We start from the raw sequence: 20,457 nt of genomic DNA, 5'->3' as shown, positions 1-20,457 counted from the left end.
GAACTCCACTATACCTCTATTAACTAACTAATTCAATAGATTTTAACTAACGCATCGGATAGCTTTTGGCGAACGGCGCGATAGTTCTCGGCCCTGATTGCGCTCTTCCGGCTAGTCCCGTTGCGCATCGAATTTGCCGCCCCTGATGACGGGGAAGTCGATGGTGACTTCGAACCCGGGACCTGGCAAACGGTTCCGTAACCGCAGCGTGCCGCGTTGGCGCGTGACGAGCCGCTGCACGATCGCCATGCCGAGGCCGGTGCCGCTTGCCTGCGTGCGCGCGGTATCGACGCGATAGAACGGGCGCGTGATGAGCGCGATCTGATCGTCGGGGATGCCGCGGCCTTCGTCCATCACGGTAAGCTCGACGCGTCCATGTGTCACATGCGTCTCCAGCCTGATGCGCGCGATGTCATCGTGTTCGCTGCGGCCGTACTTGCGCGCGTTCTCCAGCAAATTGCCGATCACGCGGCGCGCGTCCGTCGGATCGCCTTCGATCATCGCGCCTTGCGCGAAGTCCGTCTTCAGCACGACGCCTTCGTCCGCGTGAAAACGCGCGGCGAGTTCGCCTGCGATCATCGACAGGTCGACGGCTTCCGGCATGCGCTGCATCGGCCGCGCGTAGTCGAGGAAGCGCCCGATGATCATGTCCATCTGTTCGATGTCGTCGATCATCGCGAGCTTGGTGGTTTCGTCGGACGGACTCATTTCGGTTTCGAGCCGCAGGCGCGCGAGCGGCGTGCGCAGGTCGTGCGAGATGCCCGCGAGCATCAGCGCGCGGTCGGCTTCGAGCTGTTCGAGGTCCTGCACCATCTGGTTGAAGCTGCGATTGGTTTCGGCGGCGACGCCCATGCCGCGCTCGGGCAGCGGTTCGGGCGATTGCCCCGAGCCGACCTTGCGCGCGGCGAGCGCGAGCCGCGCGAACGGCCGGTTCACGAGACTCGTGATGAACGCCGCGCCGAACAGCGACAGCGCGAGCGCGAAGATGCCCCAGCCAGCCCATTGCAGGCCGGTGACGGAATCGAGCTGATCGCGGTCGAGCGCGACCCAGTAGTCGTCGTCGTCGATCTTGAAGCTGATCCAGACGCCCGGGATGTCGTTGACCGACTGCGCGATGATCGTCTCGTTGCCGAGCCGCCCGCGCACGTTGCGCTCGATCAGCCGGTTGAGCGATTCGTCCGGCTGGAGCTTGTATCGGTCGGTGGTTTCGCGCGGGTACACGCGCACGCCTTCATTGCTTTCCAGATCCTGCAGCAGGGCGCGGCGCAGATCGGGATCGGAATAAAGGAGGGCGGTGCGGGTAAGTTTGACGACCGCGACGAGCTGCAGGGCCACGCGCTGCGCGCGCGGCTCCCGCTCGATGACGCGAAAGCTCTGAAACCAGGCGGCGAGGCTGACCGCGATCAACAGTGCGATCAGCGCAAAGGTCCGCCAGAACAGGCCGCCGAACGCGAGCGTCAGTAGCCGCCTGTCGATGCGCATGAGTCTTTCTGGTCCTGCCCGGAGAGGGTCACGAAACTTGATTCGGGACGCCTTACGCGGCGCCGTCTGGGATGAAGACGTAGCCGAGGCCCCACACGGTCTGGATGAAGCGCGGGCTGCTCGGATCGGGTTCGATCAGCTTTCTCAGGCGCGAGATCTGCACGTCGAGACTGCGGTCGAACACTTCGTATTCACGGCCTCGCGCGAGTTCCATCAGCTTTTCACGCGAGAGCGGCTGGCGCGGATGCCGTGCGAATACCTTAAGCACCGAGAACTCGCCCGTGGTGAGCGGAATTTCCTGACCGTTCTTCGTGAGCGTGCGCGTCGCGAGATTCAGCGCGAATTCGCCGAATTCGAACACCTCGGTGGTTTCCGAAGGCGCGCCCGGCAGTTCCGACGGCGACTGGCGACGCAGCACCGCATGAATGCGCGCAACGAGTTCGCGCGGATTGAAGGGCTTCGGCAGGTAGTCGTCGGCGCCCATCTCCAGGCCAACGATGCGATCGACGTCTTCGCCCTTTGCGGTGAGCATGATGATCGGCGTGCGGTCGTTGCTGCCGCGCAGACGCCGGCAGATCGAGAGGCCGTCTTCCCCGGGAAGCATCAGGTCGAGCACGAGCAGGTCAAAACGCTCGCGCACCCAGAGCTTGTTCATCGAAGGCGCGTTCTCCGCCACATAGACGTTGAAGCCCTGCTCGCCGAGATAGCGCCGAAGCAGGTCGCGCAGGCGCGGATCGTCGTCGACTACGAGTATTTTTGAAGGATTTTTGGTTTCCATGGCGGCATCTTAGCGCGATTAGAAAGGGGCCGAGTTTGTAACAATTCCAGTGTAACAGTTGGTTACAAAATTTACGGGGACTGTGGCACGCCATTTTGGTTCTGTGCGTACACTCCTTTACCTAAGCCCGCCATTCGGTAGATACTTCATTAGACCAACGCCCTGCGTCGGCGCTGCACAGAAGGCCGTGCCGCTCGCGCAAAAGAGCCTGAGAACTGTCCGCTTGTCGAGCAATGAAGGGAAGAACATGAAGGGAGCGCGTCAGCGCGTACCTGTGCGCCCCGAGCGCATCACCAAGAAGACGCTACTCGCTAGCGCGCTTTACGGCGCACTGACCATGCCCCCCGTCGCGGCGCCCGTCTACGCGCAGACCTCGTGGAATTCGACCCGCGACGCCGCCGTGTCAGACCGCACCGTGACCGCGCCGCCCAATCGTTACGACGGCCGCATCATTCGCGCGCGCCAGAACATGGGCAAGAATCAGGCCGGCGGTCGCAGCAGCGATCCGCCGAAGCCCGCGTCGATGCAAACCGTCCAGCAGACCGACCCGCCCGCGCGGCCCCCCCGTCATGCCGTCATGACCGCCGACGAAAGACGTCTGTTGCGGCAGCATATCGAGGAAGCGGTCCGCGATCTCTACAAGCGGTGAGCCCGCCCGGCGGTCCGCGGTGAACCGGCGCCAGTTCCTTTCGATAAGCGGCGTTGCCGTATGCGCATCCGGCGCATGGGTCGACGCGGCACAGGCGTCGACAGGAAAAAAACCGGGCAAGACGCTCGTCATCGTCGAACTGAAGGGCGGCAACGATGGCCTCAATACGGTCGTCCCGTTCGCGGATCCGCTCTATCGCACGCTGCGCCCGACGCTCGGTCTCTCGCGCGACCGCCTGCTGCAACTCGACGAGCGCACCGCGCTTCATCCCGCCACCGAATCGCTGATGCCGCTCTGGCGCGACGGACGGCTGGCGGTCGTGCAGGGCGTCGGTTACGCGCAGCCGAATCTATCGCACTTCCGCTCGACGGAAATCTGGGACACCGCATCGCACGCCGATCAATATCTGCGCGACGGCTGGCTCGCGCGCGCGCTCGGCGGTTCGCCGCGCGCCGAGACGATCGCCATCGGCAGCGTCGAGGCCGGACCGTTCGCGAAGAACTCGACAAAAGGCGGCCCGATGCGGCATGTGGCCGCGCCGTCGTTCGCCGCATCGGTCGATACGGCGATGCGCATGCTCGCCACGGTCGAATCGAGTCGCGAGATCACCGTGCTGCGCCTGACGCTCAACGGCTTCGACGCGCATCAGAACCAGGCGCTTCGGCATGCCGCGTTGCTGGGAGAACTGTCGGACGGGCTCGTTGCGATGCGTCGGGCGCTCGTCTCGCTCGGGCGCTGGGACGAGTCGCTCATCATGACGTGTTCGGAGTTCGGACGCGGCGCCCGCGAGAATCAAACCGGCGGAACGGACCACGGCAGCGCGGCGCCGCATTTTCTCGCGGGCGGCCGCGTGCGCGGAGGGCTGTACGGCGCGATGCCGGCACTCGCGCGCATCGACGGCAACGGCAACCTGCCGGTCGCGGTCGACTTTCGCCGGCTCTATGCGACCGTGCTCGGCGCGTGGCTCGGTCTCGATGCCAGCGCGATCCTGCAACAGCGCTTCGAACCGTTGCCGTTGATCGTCGCGTGAATGGTCAGCGCGTGCGCCAGCTGATCCACAGCTTGCGGATCGGCGTGAGCGCGATGCGCTGATGCAGCACCTGGAAGTTTTCGCGTTCGACTTCGTCGAGCGCCGCGAGCGCGAGCGCCGCCTGCGCGCGCAGGAGCCGCTGGCCTGCGCGCTCGCCCGGCGGAATCGCAGCGAGCGCGTCGTTCAGCGACTTGCGCGCCCGGTCGACCTGAAAGCGCATCAGCGCGGTGAAGTCGTCGCTGTATTTGCGGTTGATGAGGTCGGCGGCCGTCACGCCAAAGCGCTGCAACTCGTCGATCGGAATGTAGATGCGGCCGTGGCGCGCATCGTCGCCGAGTTCCAGTACGCGCTCGGCCAGCATCAGCGCCGAGCCGAGCGGCGCGGCCCAGACGGCGGCCCGTGCCGCGTCGCGGGCGTTCACGCGCGCCACCACGACGGCGAACGCGCCGCCCGTCTGGCCGAGATAGCGGGCGAGGCCGGGCCAGTCGAGATAGCGCGCCTGATCGAGGTCCATGCCGAAGCCGTCGACGAGCGCCTGCAACGACGCGCGGCCTGCTTCGTCCAGCGCCGGATTCGAACGGCCGCCGTGCGCGGCGAGCGCCTTGGTGACCGGATGCGACGGCTCGCCGCCGAACAGGCTCGCGAGTTCCTTTTGCCACCACGCGTGCTTCGTGCGGCCGATGGTGGGATCGCTGGTTTCCTTGACGGTTTCCTCCAGTTCGCGACGCAGCGCGTAGAGCGCGGTCAGGAACGGCTGGCTCGCGGCCGGCGCGCGGCGCAGCGCGTAGTACGTGCTGGAGCCATCGGGAGCGGCCTTTTGCTGGCAGTAGTCGTCGAAGTTCACTGGAGTCGGCGTAGTGGGGTGGCCTGTTCTCTTTGCATGCGTCACTGGGGATGCATGTCCGGAACGGTCGGCCCGAGTAAAAAAAGCCATTGAACATCAATGGCTTTTTTCATGGCGCCCGATGCTGGAGCACGGCGCCGGGCGTCACGGGTTTTTACTTTGCGATGTCATCACTGCGCTGCAACCACAGTGATGGTGCGAGGAAGGGGACTCGAACCCCTACACCATTGCTGGCGTCAGGACCTAAACCTGGTGCGTCTACCAATTTCGCCATCCTCGCCGCCTGATCCGCGCGCCGCAATGAACGCGCGTTTCCGCTCTGTCGGGGCTTGCACGGACGCCTGAAAGAAGCGCGCGCCCGCCGCGCCAAGCGCAAGATTCTAACCGATTCGATCTGCGATGTCTGCATCATGGGAACCGTCCCGACCGACGCACCGTCGCGCCCGGACGGTCTTCCGGTGCGGCCCGTCGCGCCCAATACACGGCATTTACCGCCGCCGATTGCGCCTGACTTGCGACCTGCCTACAATTCTCGTCTCGATATTGCTCAGGCAATCCATGACCCGCACCTCGCGCAATCGCATCGTTGCATGGCTCGGCATTGCCGCCATGTGGCTTGCTATTGTCGCGCCGGTCGTGAGCCAGACGATCGTCGCGCGCTCCGGCGCCGCCGACGCACAAGCGGCAATATGCTCGGCCGAATTCGCGTCGACGCTCGCCTCCACCGCGCTCGCCGCGCAGGATGACGAGGGCGAACACCATCACGGTGCGCATCACGCCGCCCAGGCCGCCGCGCCGGACAGCCACCATGCATCGGCGGCCGATCATTTCGATGCCTGCTCGTATTGCGGGCTGCTCGCCCACAACCTGCCGCTCTTGCCGGGCGCCTTGCCGCCCGCCGAGCGCGTCGAGCGCGTCACGCGCGTCGCCGTCGCGGCCGATGCGCCAGCCGTCCACACCAAGTCCTTCAACGCCGCGCGTGCGCGCGCGCCTCCCGTCGTTTCCTGAAGTCCGTCACTCGTCCGGATCGCCATGCCGGCGCGTCTTCGCGCCCGGCCGATCCCGCGTTCACCTCTTCAGGATTTTGCGATGCTCGACTTATTCAGGCGAGCGCGGCAGCCATCCGGCTGCCGCGCCGCCGTGCGTTCGCGCACGTCCGCCCGCGTGCGCCTGCCGCACGCCTGGCTTCCTCTCTCGCTGATGGCGCAGGCGGCGTATGCCGCATCCGCGGCCGATGCGCCGCCAACTCCCGCCGATGGCGAAGCCGCCATGCTCGCTCCGGTCGTCGTGACGGCCGCCGCGTCGCGGCCGCCGCTCGATCCGAATCTCCCGGCGAGCGTCACGACCGTCACGGCCGACCAATTCCAGTACTGGAACGTCGTCACGCCCGAGGACGTCCTCAAGTACGCGCCGAACATGGCGGTGCGCAAGCGCTTCATCGGCGATGTCAATTCGACGATCGCCGTGCGCGGCACGAGCAACGCGCAGACAGCGCGCGGTCTCGTCTACGCCGACGGCCTCCTGCTCAGCAACTTTCTCGGCAACACGTTCACCTTTGCGCCGCGGTGGTCGATGGTCTTCGCCGACGACATCGACCGCACCGATGTGTTCTACGGCCCGTATTCGGCGCTGTATCCGGGCAACTCGATCGGCGCGACGGTCGCGATCACGACGCGCATGCCGACGCAGTTCCAGGCCGACGCGAAAGTGCAGGGCTACACGCAGCACTTCGACCTGTTCGGCGTGAACCGCAGCTTCAACGGCACGAACAGTTCGGCGACCATCGGCGACAAGATCGGGCGGTTCTCGTATCTGATCGGCGTCGATCATCTGGAGAACACGAGCCAGCCGCTGCAGTTCGCGACGCTCCCGCAATCGACGACCGCCGTGAAGCCGGTCGACCGGCCCGTGACCGGCGCGTATTTCTACAACGACCAGAACAATGCGCGCACGGCGGTGCTCGGCGTGTCGGCGGAAGGGATCGAGCGCACGTTCCAGGACCAGTTGAGGATGAGGCTTGCCTACGATCTCACGCCGACGCTGCAGGCGGGGTTCACGCTTGGCTACTGGCACCAGAAGTACAACAGCGACACGCAGACCTTCCTGCGCGACGCGAACGGCAATCCGGTGTACAGCGGGCTCGTGAATATCGGCGGGTTCGAGTACAACGTGCCGGCCGCGGCGTTCGCGCCGAGCGCGGGGTCGAGCGAGAACGTTCTCTATGGACTGTCGCTTCGGACGCGCAATGAAACCGGCTGGAACGGCGAGGCCGTCGCATCCTATTTCGACGTGACGCAGAGCATCGCGCGCACGGCGAGTTCGGGCGTGCCGGGCGACGGCCCGGGCACGATCGCGTACGGCGACGGCGCCGGCTGGAAGTCGCTCGACCTGCGCGCAACGTGGACGCCGCCTTCGCCCGACGCGGGACTCGCCGCGCACTGGGTCTCGTTCGGCTACCACTACGACAACTACTTCCTCGACAACACGACTTACAACACCGCCGCCTGGCGCGACGGCGGCAACGGGTCGTTTGCGAATGCCTTTGGCGGCCGCACGCAGACCCAGGCCACGTATGTGCAGGATTCGTGGCGCTTTTTGCCGCGCTGGCGGCTCACTTACGGCGCGCGCTACGAGAACTGGAACGCGTATGACGGCAAGCGCTCGCTCGGCGCGACGTCGCTCGCTTACGGCGATGCCAGCGAGAGCCACTGGTCGCCGAAGGCATCGCTGTCGTTCGATGTCACGTCGAACCTTCTGCTGCGTGCGTCGATCGGCCGCGCCTATCGCTTTCCGACGGTCGGCGAGCTGTTTCAGGGGCAGGTCAACGGCATCTCGATCGTCAACAACAACCCGAACCTGCAGCCCGAGAACGATCTCTCGAAGGAGCTGACCGCGGAGTGGCAGCACGGCAATGGCCTGTATCGCTTTACGCTGTTCCAGGACGACGTGAAGAACACCATTTTCAGCCAGACCAATACGACCGTCATTCCGAACGTCACGAACTTCCAGAACATCGACAAGGTGCGCTCGCGCGGCATCGAGACGAGCTACGAAGGGCAGGACGTGCTGCTGCGTGGGCTCGACCTCGCGGCGAGCGTCGCCTACACGCAGTCGAAGATCATCGCGAACAGCGGCAATCCGGCGTCGGTCGGGAAGTATTTCTATCGCATACCGCTCTGGCGCGCGAACGTCGTCGCGACGTATCGCGCCACCGAGAAGGCCGCGGTGACGCTCGCCGCGCGCTACTCCGGCCGCCAGTACAACACGCTGACCAACACGGACGTCAATCCCAATACATACGGCGGGACGAGCACCTACGCGGTCGTCGACACGAAGTTCACCTACCGGCCGACCAGGAAGACGGAGATCGGAATCGGTGTCGACAATCTCTTCGACCATCGTTACTACGTGTTCCATCCGTATGCCGGACGGACCTTCTATCTCGAAGGGCGCATCGGCATCTGAGCCCGAGGCCGTCAGTCACTCATTCCTGGGGATACGCCCATGCAACCAAGCAACACTGTGAACGTCGCGGCCGATCAGCATCGGACCTTGTGGCGCTGGCATTTCTACGCGGGACTCTTCGTGATGCCGCTTCTGATCGTGCTCGCGATCACCGGCACGCTCTACTGCTTTCAGCCGCAGATCGAACCGCTGCTGTATCGCGACCGGATGATCGTCGAGGCGCAAGCCGTGCCTCGCCTGCCGCGAGACGTTCTGCTCGCGAAAGCCGCCGCGAGCGAGCCGCGCAACGCCGTGCCGAGCACCGCACAGATCGACTCCGATCCGCGCCGCAGCGCGGAGTTCGTCTTTCGCCTGCCCTCGGGCGAGAGCGAAAGCGTCTACGTGAATCCATACACGGGCGCGGTACTCGGCACGCTCTCCGTCGAGCATCGCGCGATGAAGCAGATTCGCGACCTGCATCGCGGACTGATGCTCGGCAAGATCGGCGAACTCGTGATGGAGCTCGCGGGCTGCTGGACGCTCGTGATGATCGGGACCGGCATCGCGCTGTGGTGGCCGAACGCGCGCCAAAAGGGCGGCCAAAGCGGCGGCCAGAAGGGCGGCGTCTGGACGCCGCGCCTCACGCTTCGCGGGCGCGCGTGGTGGCGCGACATCCACGCGGTCGGCGGAATCTGGCTTGCGGCGGGCGCGTTGTTCTTCGTGCTGAGCGGGCTGCCGTGGTCCGGTTCGTGGGGCAAGCAGTTCAAGGCGCTCGCGACATCGGCGCAACTCGGCTATCCGAAGGGCGCCTGGGGCGAGGCTCACGTGCATTCGGAGAAGCCGTCGGCGAGCGCCGAAGCCCCCGACGATGCCCACGCGCACGCGGGCATGTCCGGCATGAAGATGGACGACCTGCCGCTCGCGCAGACGCCGTGGGCCGTCGGCCTCACGCCGGTGCCGGACACCGCCGCGCCCGAGCCGGGCGCTGGGCGCATGTCGCTCGACGCGGTGGTCGCGATCGCGTCGGCGAAAGGCGTGAGCGACGGCTACAGCATTGCGCTGCCGACGTCGGCGAATGGCGTCTATACGGTGTCGTCCTTTCCCGCCGATCCGCGCGACGAGCGCACGCTGCACGTCGATCAGTACAGCGGCAAGGTGCTGGCCGACATCGCCTACGACGACTACGGCCGCGTCGCCCAATGGATCTCGTTCGGGACGTCGCTGCACATGGGGCGCTATTTCGGGCTCGCGAACCAGTTCGTCTGCGCGGCGATTTCGTTCGGGCTCGCCGCGATGGCGCTGACCGGTTTCGTGATGTGGTGGAAGCGCCGTCCGCAACGCGCGCTCGGCGCGCCGGCGCGCCCCGCGCGACGCCTGCCGATGCGTGCGTGGAAGAGCGGTCTGACGATGCTCGGGCTGGTCTTCCCGCTCATGGGCTTGACGATGCTGATCGTGTGGGTGTCGGACCGGCTCGTGTTCGGGCGGGTGCAACGCGCGCCATCGTGAGCGGGTCACGATGGCGCGCACGCGGCGAATTCCGGTGAGCGAACGTCCGCGCCCGCTTTACCGCACCCCGAACTTCAGACGCGTGAGCTGCTCGGCTTCGTTCGTGAGCAGCGTCGCGGCATCGCGGATCGCGACTTCGAGCGTGATCGGGCCCGGCGCCGGCGAGAAGCATCCGCTGAAGAACTCGGACAGACGCGGTAGCGCCGCCGGATCGATGCCGCCCGACATCAGCGTCGTCTCGATGTTCGCGACCCGCGCATGCTTGCACGCGATGAAGGGCGCCTTGCCGTGCAGCGTCTGCACGTCCGAGCGTCCTTCGCCGGTGATGAGCCAGCTCGCGCCCTCGAGCGCCGCATCGAGCCCGATCTTGCGCGCGACGACTTCCGCGCCCGGCTCGAACTGCGCGCCCAGCATGTGCAGCGCAAAGCCGAGGCCGCCCGCCGCGCCCGCGCCCGGATTGTCGCGCGCGGTGCGTGCGAGCGCCGGTTCGAGCAGATCGGCGAAATGGGCGAGGGCGGCATCGACGTCCTTCACCTGCGCCGCTTCGACGCCTTTCTGCGGCCCGAAGATCGCGGTCGCGCCGTGTTCGCCGGTGAGCGGATTGTCGACGTCCGACATGCCGATGAATTCCGCGTCCGCAAGGCGCGCATCGAGCCCGGAGGCGTCGATGCGGGCGATCTTCGGCAGCGACGACGGCGTGGGAGCGAGTTCATTGCCATTCGCGTCGAAGAGCTTGAGGCCCAGGCCGACCAGGAGACCGGCGCCGCCGTCGTTGGTGCTGCTGCCGCCAAGCGCCACATAGAAGCGTCGCGCGCCCAGGTCGAGCAGCGCGCGGATCGCCTCGCCCATGCCGCGCGTGTCGCGCTCGGTGACGGGCACGGCCATGCCGTCCGGGTCCGTGATGCCGACGACTTCCGCCGTCTCCAGAATCGCGCTGCCGTCGCCGAGCAGGCCCGTCGCCGCCTGACGCCGGTCGCCCGCGGCGCCGCGCACGTCCAGCATGCGGCGCTCGCCGCCTGCCGCGAGCATGGCGTCGAGCGTGCCTTCGCCGCCATCGGCCATCGGACAGATGCGCACGACGGCGTCCGCGCGGGCGCGGCGCACGCCCGTCGCGATGGCGTTCGCCACCTGTTCGGCGCTGAGCGAGCCTTTGAAGGAATCGGGAGCGATGACGACGACAGGTGCGGACATGGCGTTTGGCATGGTGTCTCGGGTATTGGAATGGATTGAAAAACGCGCGGCGAGGACGCATGTACTTCGCTTGCTGCATGCGCTCCCCGCGTGGCCCGGCGGCCGAAAGCGGATGCGCGTCGCGCGGGCCAAGCTTATCAGCGCGTCGCGCCGTGCAAAATAGCGTCGCTGCGATAGCCGGCATTGTGCGCGCGGTTTCGAGCTTCAGAAACGCGGAATAACGCCGAAATCGGGCCGGAAACGCTCCAATTTATGCATCCAGCGGGCAAACGCGGCGGGCCTGTCGAATTGTTTGCTAAAATGTTGGGCTCTGTTGACTCGTAACGCGTCGGCGGCAGCCCGGACACCGGAACACGCAGCGCGCGAGCGCTCCCGGTGCGCGGCGCCGGGCACGGGGCGGTACGAACCAGCCACAGACCAGACACACCCGTCAAACGAACCCGAATACCCGAATTACTCTAGGACGAAAGAAGCCATGGCTAACGTTGAAAACCTCGGCAAGCTCGAACGCCGCGTGACCATCTCCCTGCCGAAGGACACCGTGCAGAAGGAAGTGGATTCGCGTATCCGCCAGTTGGCGAAGAACGTGCGCATGCCGGGTTTCCGCCCGGGCAAGGTGCCGCTCAAGATGGTGACGCAGCAGTACCAGGGCCAGGTTGAAGCCGAAGTGCTGAGCGACAAGGTCGGCAAGGAGTTTTTCGACGTGACGCGCGCTGAAAACCTGCGCGTCGCGGGCCAGCCGAGCTTCGCGCCGAAGGGCGACGAAGCGCCGGCCGACGCCTACGCGTTCGACGCGACCTTCGAGGTCTATCCGGAAGTGAAGCTGGGCGACGTCGCGACGGCCGAAATCGAGCGCACGGTCACGACCATCTCGGAAGCCGAAATCGACCGCACGCTGGACATCCTGCGCATGCAGCGCGTGCACTACCACGTGCGCGGCGAAGCGGGCGAGCACGGCGACGGCGGCGGTGAAGCCGCGGCCAAGGACGGCGACCGCGTGACGATGGACTTCGTCGGCAAGATCGACGGCGAAGTGTTCCAGGGCGGCAGCGCCGAAGATTTCTCGTTCGTGCTCGGCGAAGGCCGCATGCTGCCGGAATTCGAAAAGGCGGCGCTCGGCCTCGCGGTCGGCGAATCGCGCGAATTCGACCTGACGTTCCCCGAGGACTATCACGGCAAGGACGTGGCGGGCAAGACGGCGCAATTTACGATCACGATGAAGAAGATCGAGTGGCCGCACCTGCCGGAAATCGACGGCGAATTCGCGAAGTCGCTCGGCATCGAAGACGGCGATCTGTCGAAGATGCGCGCCGAAATCAAGGACAACCTCGAGCGCGAAGCGAAGCGCCGCACGCAGCAGATCGTGAAGAACCAGGTGATGGACGCGCTCCTCAAGATCTCCGAACTCGACGTGCCGAAGGCGCTGATCGAGCAAGATCAGGAACGTCTCGTCGAGATGGCGCGCCAGGACCTGCAGCAGCGCGGCGTGCCGAACGCAGCGGACGCGCCGATCCCGGCCGAAATGTTCGCCGAGCAGGCCGAGCGCCGCGTGAAGCTGGGCCTCGTTCTTGCAGAGCTGGTGAAGTCGAATGAACTGCACGCGAAGCCGGAACAGATCCGCGCGGAAGTAGACGAGTTCGCCAAAAGCTACGAAGACCCGAAGGAAGTCGTCCGCTGGTATTATTCGAACCAGCAGCGCCTGTCCGAGATGGAAGCGTACGTGGTCGAAAGCAATGTCGTCGATTTCGTGCTCGGCCGGGCCAAGGTGACCGACAAGGAAGTCAGCTTCGAGGAACTGGCGAGCGCAACGGCGCAAGCCTAAAGCGGCATCCAGGGGCGTGCGGGTCGTCGGCGTGACGGCCCGCACGCCTTTTTTGCATTAAAGTTTGTGCGAGCGGATGCCGTTGTTCCGCTGAATGTTCTCGTGTGGTCCAGTATCCCTATACGAACCAAGGAAATTGCATGACCTTTCGCGCTCAATTGCTCGACACACTTGCCTCGAATGCGCCGCGGGATTTCGAAGCCCAGGCGCTCGGCCTCGTTCCGATGGTCGTGGAAACGAGTGGCCGCGGCGAACGTGCCTATGACATCTACTCGCGTCTGCTTAAAGAGCGCGTGGTGTTCCTCGTCGGTGAAGTGAACGACCAGACGGCGAATCTCGTCGTCGCGCAGTTGCTGTTCCTCGAAAGCGAGAATCCGGACAAGGACATCAGCCTCTACATCAACAGCCCGGGCGGTTCGGTGTCGGCCGGCATGGCGATCTACGACACGATGCAGTTCGTGAAGCCCGACGTCGCGACGCTGTGCATGGGTCTTGCTGCAAGCATGGGCGCGTTCCTGCTGGCGGCCGGCGCGAAGGGCAAGCGCGTCGCGCTGCCAAACGCGCGCGTGATGATTCACCAGCCGCTCGGCGGCGCACGCGGTCAGGCATCGGACATCGAAATTCAGGCGCGCGAAATTTTGTACCTGAAGGAACGCCTGAACCAGTTGTTGTCGCATCACACGGGTCAGCCGGTCGAACGCATCGCGCGCGACACCGACCGCGACAACTTCATGTCCGGCGACGACGCGCAAGCCTATGGTCTCGTCGACCAGGTCCTGCACAAGCGTCCCTGAGCATTTTCAAGCAACACCGCGCTGGCTTCCGAACGAAGCCAGCCCGCCCGAAGCGCCTGCGGCAGAACGCCAGTGACCTTTCCTTGTCGCGCCGGCCGTATCTGCGTGACGAGATCGAAGGGCGTATTATGTAATCGAGTGTCCGGAGGCTTACACATCTATGGCGGACAAAAAAGGTTCAAACAGCGAAAAGCTGTTGTATTGCTCGTTTTGCGGCAAGAGCCAGCATGAGGTGAAGAAGCTCATTGCTGGCCCGTCGGTGTTCATCTGCGACGAATGTATCGATTTGTGCAACGAGATCATTCGCGACGAAGCAGCCGGCGCGGCGGAAGAAGCTGGACTCTCGAAGTCCGATCTGCCGAGCCCGCAGGAAATCAGCGATATTCTCAATCAGTACGTGATCGGCCAGGAACGCGCGAAGAAGATTCTCGCGGTGGCCGTGTACAACCATTACAAGCGTCTCAAGCATCTCGACAAGAAAGACGAGATCGAGCTGTCGAAGAGCAACATCCTGCTGATCGGGCCGACCGGCTCGGGCAAGACCTTGCTTGCGCAGACGCTTGCGCGCATGTTGAACGTCCCGTTCGTCATCGCCGATGCGACGACGCTGACGGAAGCCGGCTACGTCGGCGAAGACGTCGAGAACATCATTCAGAAGCTGCTGCAAAACTGCAATTATGAAGTCGACAAGGCGCAGCGCGGCATCGTCTATATCGACGAAATCGACAAGATCAGCCGCAAGTCGGATAACCCGTCCATCACGCGCGACGTGTCGGGCGAGGGCGTCCAGCAGGCGCTGCTCAAGCTGATCGAAGGCACGATGGCGTCGGTGCCGCCGCAAGGCGGGCGCAAGCACCCGAACCAGGATTTCATCCAGGTCGACACGACCAACATCCTGTTCGTCTGCGGCGGCGCGTTCGACGGGCTCGAAAAAGTCATTACCGACCGCACGGAAAAGACCGGCATCGGTTTCGGCGCGAGCGTGAAGAGCAAGCAGGAGCGCGACGCGGGCGAAGTGCTGCGCGACGTTGAACCGGAAGATCTGATCAAGTTCGGCCTGATTCCGGAACTGATCGGCCGTCTGCCGGTGGTCGCCACGCTCGGCAAGCTCGACGAAACCGCGCTCGTGAAAATTCTGATCGAGCCGAAGAACGCGCTCGTGAAGCAGTATCACAAGCTCTTCAACATGGAACGCGTCGAACTCGAAATCCGTCCGGCGGCGTTGCAGGCCATCGCGCAGAAGGCGATCCGCCGCAAGACCGGCGCGCGCGGACTGCGTTCGATTCTGGAACAGGCGTTGCTGGACGTGATGTACGAGTTGCCGACGATGAAGGGCGTGAGCAAGGTCATTGTCGACGACAACACGATCGACGGCGACGGCAAGCCCCTGCTCATCTATGAAGATGCACCGAAGGTAGCGGGCTCGAACTGAGATTGGGCTGTGTGTCGGCGAAAGGCCGTTCATGGCAACGTGAACGGCTTTTTGTTTATTTTTCGGATATCTTGTGGACGTTACTGACGCGAATTTTTCGAACTGAACTTTTCCCTCATGCGAAGGCTTGTATTTGTTGTCCGCAGGCCTTACTTACGAACGAACTGATTCCACTACTGGGGAAATGAAATGTCAGGAACCCAACTCCTCCCGCAGGAACGCATTACGCTCCCGCTGCTTCCGCTGCGCGACGTAGTCGTTTTCCCGCATATGGTGATTCCGCTCTTCGTCGGGCGGCCCAAGTCGATCAAGGCGCTCGAAGCCGCGATGGAAGGCGGCAAGCACATCATGCTCGTCGCCCAGAAAACGGCGGCGAAAGACGAGCCGACCGAAAAGGACATGTACGAAGTTGGCTGTATCGCCAACATCCTGCAGATGCTGAAGCTGCCCGACGGCACCGTGAAAGTGCTGGTCGAAGGCCTTCAGCGCGCGAAAACGCTCTCCATCGAAGAGCAGGAAACCCAATTCTCGTGCGACGTGATGCCGCTCGAACCCGACCACGCCGACAGCGCTGAAACCGAAGCGCTGCGCCGCGCGATCGTGTCGCAGTTCGACCAGTACGTGAAGCTCAACAAGAAGATTCCGCCGGAGATCCTGACGTCGCTGTCGGGTATCGACGAAGCGGGTCGTCTGGCTGACACCATCGCCGCGCATTTGCCGCTCAAGCTCGACCAGAAGCAGCACATCCTCGAGATGTTCCCGGTCATCGAGCGCCTCGAGCATCTGCTCGCGCAACTCGAAGCCGAAATCGACATCCTTCAGGTCGAAAAGCGCATTCGCGGACGCGTGAAGCGCCAGATGGAAAAGAGCCAGCGCGAGTACTACCTGAACGAGCAGGTCAAGGCCATCCAGAAGGAACTGGGCGAAGGCGAAGAGGGCGCGGATCTCGAGGAACTCGAGAAGCGCATCACCGCCGCGCGCATGCCGAAGGAAGCCAAGAAGAAGGCCGACGCCGAACTGAAGAAGCTCAAGCTGATGTCGCCGATGTCGGCGGAAGCCACCGTCGTGCGCAACTACATCGACACGCTGATCGGCCTGCCGTGGCGCAAGAAGAGCAAGGTCAACAACGACCTCACGAATGCGGAACGCGTGCTCGACGAAGATCACTTCGGACTCGAAAAGGTGAAGGAACGGATTCTCGAATATCTCGCTGTGCAACAGCGTGTCGAGAAGGTGAAGGCGCCGATCCTGTGCCTCGTCGGGCCTCCGGGCGTCGGCAAGACCTCGCTTGGGCAGTCCATCGCGCGCGCCACGAACCGAAAGTTCGTGCGCATGGCGTTGGGCGGCGTGCACGACGAGTCCGAGATTCGCGGTCACCGCCGCACGTATATCGGTTCGATGCCGGGCAAGATCCTGCAAAGCCTCGCGAAAGTCGGCGTGCGCAATCCGCTCTTCCTGCTCGACGAAGTCGACAAGATGGGCATGGATTTCCGCGGCGATCCGGCTTCGGCCTTACTCGAAGTGCTCGATCCCGAACAGAACCACACGTTCGCCGACCACTACATCGAAGTCGACTTCGACCTGTCGGATGTGATGTTCGTCGCGACGTCGAACTCGCTGAACATTCCGCCGCCGCTGCTCGACCGGATGGAGGTCATCCGTCTCTCGGGTTACACCGAAGACGAGAAGGTCAGCATCGCGCAGCGTTACCTGCTGCCGAAGCAAAAGCGCAACAACGGTCTGAAGGACGGCGAAGTCGATGTGACCGAACAGGCCATCCGCGACATCATTCGTTACTACACGCGTGAAGCGGGCGTGCGTTCGCTTGAGCGTGAAATTTCGAAGATCTCGCGCAAGGTCGTGAAGATGCTGCTCTTGAAGAAGGCAGAAGGCGCGGTCAAGGTCGACGGCAGCAATCTCGACACCTTCCTCGGCGTGCGCAAGTACGACTTCGGTCTGGCGGCCAAGGAAAACCAGGTCGGCCAGGTGACGGGCCTTGCATGGACGGAAGTCGGCGGCGATCTGCTGACGATCGAAGCGGCGTCGATGCCCGGCAAGGGCGCGGTGATCCGCACGGGCTCGCTCGGCGACGTGATGAAGGAATCGGTCGAAGCGGCGCGCTCGGTGGTTCGCTCGCGTTCGCGGCGTCTGGGCGTGTCGGATGAAGCCTTCGAGAAGAAGGACATCCACATCCACGTGCCTGAAGGCGCAACGCCGAAGGACGGTCCGTCCGCCGGTATCGCGATGACGACGGCGCTCGTGTCCGTGCTCACCGGCATCCCGGTGCGGGCCGACGTGGCGATGACCGGCGAAATCACGTTGCGCGGCGAAGTGCTGCCGATCGGCGGGTTGAAGGAGAAGTTGCTGGCGGCGCATCGCGGCGGCATCAAGCTCGCGCTGATTCCGGAAGAAAACACGAAGGATCTCGCGGACATTCCGGACAACGTGAAGAACGCCATCGAGATCATTCCGGTCCGCTGGATCGACCGTGTGCTCGAACTGGCGCTCGAACGCGTGCCGGAGGCGTTGCCTGAAGAGGAACCGAAGCCGGCACCGGTCGCAGCCGCGGCCGAAGCGCAGAAGGATTCGCCCACTGCGGGCGACTTCGTGAAGCATTGAGGCGTCGACACCGGCCAAGCAACACGTGTTGCTTGGCCGAAGACTAAAAACCCGCGGACTTGAATCCCCGCGGGTTTTTTTTATTTTCGACGACAACTTCTAAAGCGCCGTACAAGGGGCTTGAATCAGGCCCAACCCTCGTTGACACGGCTCTTTCGGCTGCTTCTAATGAGCGCCGCGCCCGGCCTGGCCGGACGTCCGTCGAAGCGATCGGCTTCGATGCAGGACACCATCGACAACAACGTGCAACTAAAGACTCGGGGATCACAATGAACAAAACGGAACTGATCGACCATATCGCGCAGCAAGCCGATATCTCCAAAGCAGCCGCTGGCCGCGCACTCGACGCCGTGATCGGCGGCGTGCGCAGCACGCTCAAGAAGGGCGGTACGGTGACCCTCGTGGGCTTCGGGACGTTCGCGGTCGGCAAGCGCGTCGCGCGCACCGGACGCAATCCGCGCACAGGCGATGCGATCAAGATCAAGGCCGCCAAGGTGCCCAAATTCCGCCCTGGCAAAGCACTGAAAGATGCGCTAAACTAGCGGACTCGCTGGATGCAGCAATGCAACACAAAGCATCGTTGCCGTCTGGTGAACGAATCGCGGAGCGGGTGCTTAGCTCAGTTGGTAGAGCGGCGCCCTTACAAGGCGTAGGTCGGGAGTTCGAGCCTCTCAGCACCCACCAGTTCCAGATTCAGCAAGTGACATAAGCAGCAACAAAAGGAGTGGTAGTTCAGTCGGTTAGAATACCGGCCTGTCACGCCGGGGGTCGCGGGTTCGAGTCCCGTCCACTCCGCCAGCATCTACGAGAAAGGCGAACTCCGGTTCGCCTTTTTTATTGCCCGCTGTTGTAATATCGGGCGTTTTGTCTTAAGGCAGCGTTACGCATGCTCGATTTTTTCCGTAATCACCAACGCCTGATGATGGCGCTCCTGATCCTCATCGTTGTGCCGGGGCTGGGGATCGTCGGTATTCAGGGGTTCAGCAGTTTCTTCGACGAGAACGCGAACGTCGCGAGCGTGAACGGTCACAAGGTCACGCGCATCGAATACGACAACGCGTTGCGCCAGCAAGTCGATCGGGCGCGGCAGATGCTCGGCGCGCAGTTCGATCCGAAGATGTTCGAGACGCCCGCGATGCGCACCGCGCTCGTCGACAGCCTCGTGCAGCAACGCGCGCTCGCCGACGAAACGCAACGTTTGCATCTGACCGCGTCTGACGAGGCCGTGCGCCGCGCGCTGCTCGCCGATCCGGTGATCTCGTCGCTGCGCAAGCCCGACGGCACGATCGACGTCGAGCGCTACAAGCAGCTGCTCGCGATGCAGGGCATGACGCCCGAGCAATACGACGAGCGCACCCGCTATGGTCTCGCCATCGACCAGATTCCGGGCAGCATTCAGGCGAGCGCGTTCACGTCGAAGGCGCTCGCGCAGAGTCTCACTGAGCTTGCCGAGCAACGCCGCGACGTGCAGGGCCTCGCGTTCCGCACGGTGGACTACGCGTCGAAGGTCCAGCCGAGCGACGCGCAGATCAAGTCCTACTACGACGCGCATCGCAATGAATTCGCGACGCCCGAATCGGCTTCGATCCAATATCTGGTGCTGTCGCCGTCGACGCTCTCTGCTGCGATCAAGCCGACCGACGCCGACTTGAAGAAGTACTACGACGACAATGTCCAGCGCTATCGCACGGAAAGCGAAGTGCGCGCGAGCCACATCCTGATCAACGCTCCGAAAGACGCGAGCGCGGCCGACAAGGCGAAGGCGAAAGCCAAGGCCGACGAACTGCTCACGCAGGTGAAGGCGCATCCGGATCAGTTCGCGCAGATCGCGGAGAAGAATTCGGAAGACCCGGGCTCGGCATCGAAGGGCGGCGATCTCGGCTACTTCGGCCGCGGCATGATCGCGGGCGGCAAGGCATTCGACGATGCCGCGTTCGGTCTCAAGAAAGGCGAAGTGAGCGATGTCGTGCAGTCCGACTTCGGTTATCACATCATTCAGGCCACCGACGTGAAGCCGGCGAGCACGAAGCCGTTCGACGAAGTGAAGGACGCGCTCGCGAAGGACTACGTGGCGCAGCAGGCATCGAAGAGCCTCGCCGACGACGCGCAGGGGTTCACCGACGCCGTGTACGAAAAGTCGAAGACGCTTCAACCCGCCGCCGACAAGTACAAGCTCCAGATCCAGACGGCGACCGTCGCACCGACGCCGAATCCGCAACTGCCGCAGGACAACCCGCTGAACAACGGGAAGTTTCTCGCCGCCGTCTTCGCTCCGGACTCCGTGAAGGACCACAACAACACGCAGGCCATCGACGTCGGCGGCAACACGCTCATCGCCGCCCGCGTGACCGACTACAAGCCGGCCGCGGTGCCCGCGCTCGACGCAGTGAAAGACGCGGTGCGCGCGAAGGTCGTCGCTGAAGAAGCGGCTGCGAAGGCCCGGAAGGACGGCGCGGCGAAGCTGGCCGACGTGCAGAAGTCGAATGCAACGGCGGGCTTCTCGTCGGTAACGACGGTATCGCGCAACGACCCGCAAGGCTTGCCGCCGGCCGCGCTCGGCGCGATCTTCAAGGCGGACGCGTCGAAGCTGCCGGCTTATGTCGGCGTCGACCTCGGCAACGACGGTTATGCGATCTATCGCGTGAACGGCATCCAGAAGGCCACGCCCGTCGCTGCCGACCGTCTGACCGGCGCACAGCAGCAGGTCGCGCAGGTCTACGCGCAAGCGGAGATGGAAGCGTATCTCGAGTCGCTGAAGGCGCGCTCGAAGGTGAAGATCACGCAGGCGCCCCCAACGGCCGCCCAGCAGTAAGCGATCAAGGCCACACTAAAAAGCCCCGATGGTGGAAACCATCGGGGCTTTTTT

The 20,457-nt window shown here is 64.0% G+C and carries 15 protein-coding genes and 3 tRNA genes; 13 read left to right on the top strand and 5 right to left on the bottom strand.

Translation table 11 applies throughout. The annotated features are described in order from the left end of the window. Positions 1 to 111: 111 nt before the first annotated feature. Both AWB66_RS10890 and ompR read right to left on the bottom strand, forming a co-directional pair. Positions 112 to 1,482, bottom strand: a complete 1,371-nt coding sequence (locus AWB66_RS10890; RefSeq protein ID WP_087630313.1) for an ATP-binding protein — start codon at positions 1,480 to 1,482, stop codon at positions 112 to 114. Between the two features lie 52 nt (positions 1,483 to 1,534). Then, the gene (gene ompR / locus AWB66_RS10885) at positions 1,535 to 2,260 is read right to left on the bottom strand and encodes an osmolarity response regulator transcription factor OmpR (protein ID WP_062634056.1); all 726 of its coding nucleotides are present in this window, start codon (positions 2,258 to 2,260) and stop codon (positions 1,535 to 1,537) included. A gap of 187 nt (positions 2,261 to 2,447) precedes the next feature. Between ompR and AWB66_RS10880 the strand changes: the two genes are divergently transcribed. Together AWB66_RS10880 and AWB66_RS10875 are read left to right on the top strand one after the other, a co-directional pair. Then, positions 2,448 to 2,909, top strand: coding sequence for a hypothetical protein (locus AWB66_RS10880; RefSeq protein ID WP_235021086.1), 462 nt, complete (start codon positions 2,448 to 2,450; stop codon positions 2,907 to 2,909). A gap of 19 nt (positions 2,910 to 2,928) precedes the next feature. Next, positions 2,929 to 3,939: a DUF1501 domain-containing protein gene (locus tag AWB66_RS10875; RefSeq protein ID WP_200818967.1), complete on the top strand. Its 1,011-nt coding sequence runs from the start codon at positions 2,929 to 2,931 to the stop codon at positions 3,937 to 3,939. A gap of 4 nt (positions 3,940 to 3,943) precedes the next feature. Here the strand turns inward: AWB66_RS10875 and AWB66_RS10870 are convergent, their stop codons facing one another. Further along, on the bottom strand, positions 3,944 to 4,783 hold the full coding sequence (locus AWB66_RS10870) for a squalene/phytoene synthase family protein (RefSeq protein ID WP_087630310.1): 840 nt from the start codon (positions 4,781 to 4,783) through the stop codon (positions 3,944 to 3,946). A gap of 193 nt (positions 4,784 to 4,976) precedes the next feature. Continuing rightward, a tRNA-Leu gene (locus AWB66_RS10865) sits at positions 4,977 to 5,063 on the bottom strand. 278 nt (positions 5,064 to 5,341) lie between these two features. On the opposite strand from AWB66_RS10865, the gene AWB66_RS10860 reads away from it, so the two are divergent. The 3 genes from AWB66_RS10860 (at position 5,342) to AWB66_RS10850 (ending at position 9,733) form a co-directional block, all read left to right on the top strand. Continuing rightward, positions 5,342 to 5,791 (top strand): DUF2946 domain-containing protein, encoded by a 450-nt coding sequence (locus tag AWB66_RS10860; RefSeq protein WP_087630309.1) that lies wholly within the window; start codon positions 5,342 to 5,344, stop codon positions 5,789 to 5,791. Between the two features lie 81 nt (positions 5,792 to 5,872). Further along, the gene (locus AWB66_RS10855) at positions 5,873 to 8,248 is read left to right on the top strand and encodes a TonB-dependent receptor (RefSeq protein WP_125469709.1); all 2,376 of its coding nucleotides are present in this window, start codon (positions 5,873 to 5,875) and stop codon (positions 8,246 to 8,248) included. Between the two features lie 39 nt (positions 8,249 to 8,287). Continuing rightward, the gene (locus AWB66_RS10850; protein ID WP_087630308.1) at positions 8,288 to 9,733 is read left to right on the top strand and encodes a PepSY-associated TM helix domain-containing protein; all 1,446 of its coding nucleotides are present in this window, start codon (positions 8,288 to 8,290) and stop codon (positions 9,731 to 9,733) included. Positions 9,734 to 9,790: 57 nt separating this feature from the next. Here the strand turns inward: AWB66_RS10850 and AWB66_RS10845 are convergent, their stop codons facing one another. After that, the gene (locus tag AWB66_RS10845) at positions 9,791 to 10,936 is read right to left on the bottom strand and encodes a glycerate kinase (protein ID WP_087630307.1); all 1,146 of its coding nucleotides are present in this window, start codon (positions 10,934 to 10,936) and stop codon (positions 9,791 to 9,793) included. Positions 10,937 to 11,399: 463 nt separating this feature from the next. Here AWB66_RS10845 and tig point away from each other — a divergent pair, with 463 nt between their 5' ends. From tig to AWB66_RS10805, 8 genes are all read left to right on the top strand, one after another. After that, the gene (tig, locus tag AWB66_RS10840) at positions 11,400 to 12,746 is read left to right on the top strand and encodes a trigger factor (RefSeq protein ID WP_087630306.1); all 1,347 of its coding nucleotides are present in this window, start codon (positions 11,400 to 11,402) and stop codon (positions 12,744 to 12,746) included. A 140-nt stretch (positions 12,747 to 12,886) separates the two neighbouring features. Continuing rightward, positions 12,887 to 13,540 carry an ATP-dependent Clp endopeptidase proteolytic subunit ClpP gene (gene clpP, locus AWB66_RS10835; RefSeq protein WP_062634041.1) on the top strand — a complete coding sequence of 218 codons (654 nt, stop codon included), beginning with the start codon at positions 12,887 to 12,889 and terminating at the stop codon, positions 13,538 to 13,540. A gap of 160 nt (positions 13,541 to 13,700) precedes the next feature. Continuing rightward, on the top strand, positions 13,701 to 14,972 hold the full coding sequence (clpX, locus tag AWB66_RS10830; RefSeq protein ID WP_062634039.1) for an ATP-dependent Clp protease ATP-binding subunit ClpX: 1,272 nt from the start codon (positions 13,701 to 13,703) through the stop codon (positions 14,970 to 14,972). Between the two features lie 189 nt (positions 14,973 to 15,161). Further along, positions 15,162 to 17,591 carry an endopeptidase La gene (lon, locus tag AWB66_RS10825; protein WP_087630305.1) on the top strand — a complete coding sequence of 810 codons (2,430 nt, stop codon included), beginning with the start codon at positions 15,162 to 15,164 and terminating at the stop codon, positions 17,589 to 17,591. A gap of 209 nt (positions 17,592 to 17,800) precedes the next feature. Next, positions 17,801 to 18,133 (top strand): HU family DNA-binding protein, encoded by a 333-nt coding sequence (locus tag AWB66_RS10820; protein ID WP_268811148.1) that lies wholly within the window; start codon positions 17,801 to 17,803, stop codon positions 18,131 to 18,133. A gap of 66 nt (positions 18,134 to 18,199) precedes the next feature. Further along, positions 18,200 to 18,275, top strand: a tRNA-Val gene (locus AWB66_RS10815). A gap of 37 nt (positions 18,276 to 18,312) precedes the next feature. Beyond that, positions 18,313 to 18,389, top strand: a tRNA-Asp gene (locus AWB66_RS10810). A gap of 88 nt (positions 18,390 to 18,477) precedes the next feature. Then, positions 18,478 to 20,403, top strand: a complete 1,926-nt coding sequence (locus AWB66_RS10805) for a SurA N-terminal domain-containing protein (RefSeq protein WP_087630304.1) — start codon at positions 18,478 to 18,480, stop codon at positions 20,401 to 20,403. Positions 20,404 to 20,457 lie beyond the last annotated feature (54 nt).

This window comes from Caballeronia telluris (genome assembly GCF_001544495.1).
GTDB classification, from domain to species: domain Bacteria; phylum Pseudomonadota; class Gammaproteobacteria; order Burkholderiales; family Burkholderiaceae; genus Caballeronia; species Caballeronia telluris.
This window is presented reverse-complemented; position numbering and strand designations above follow the sequence as displayed.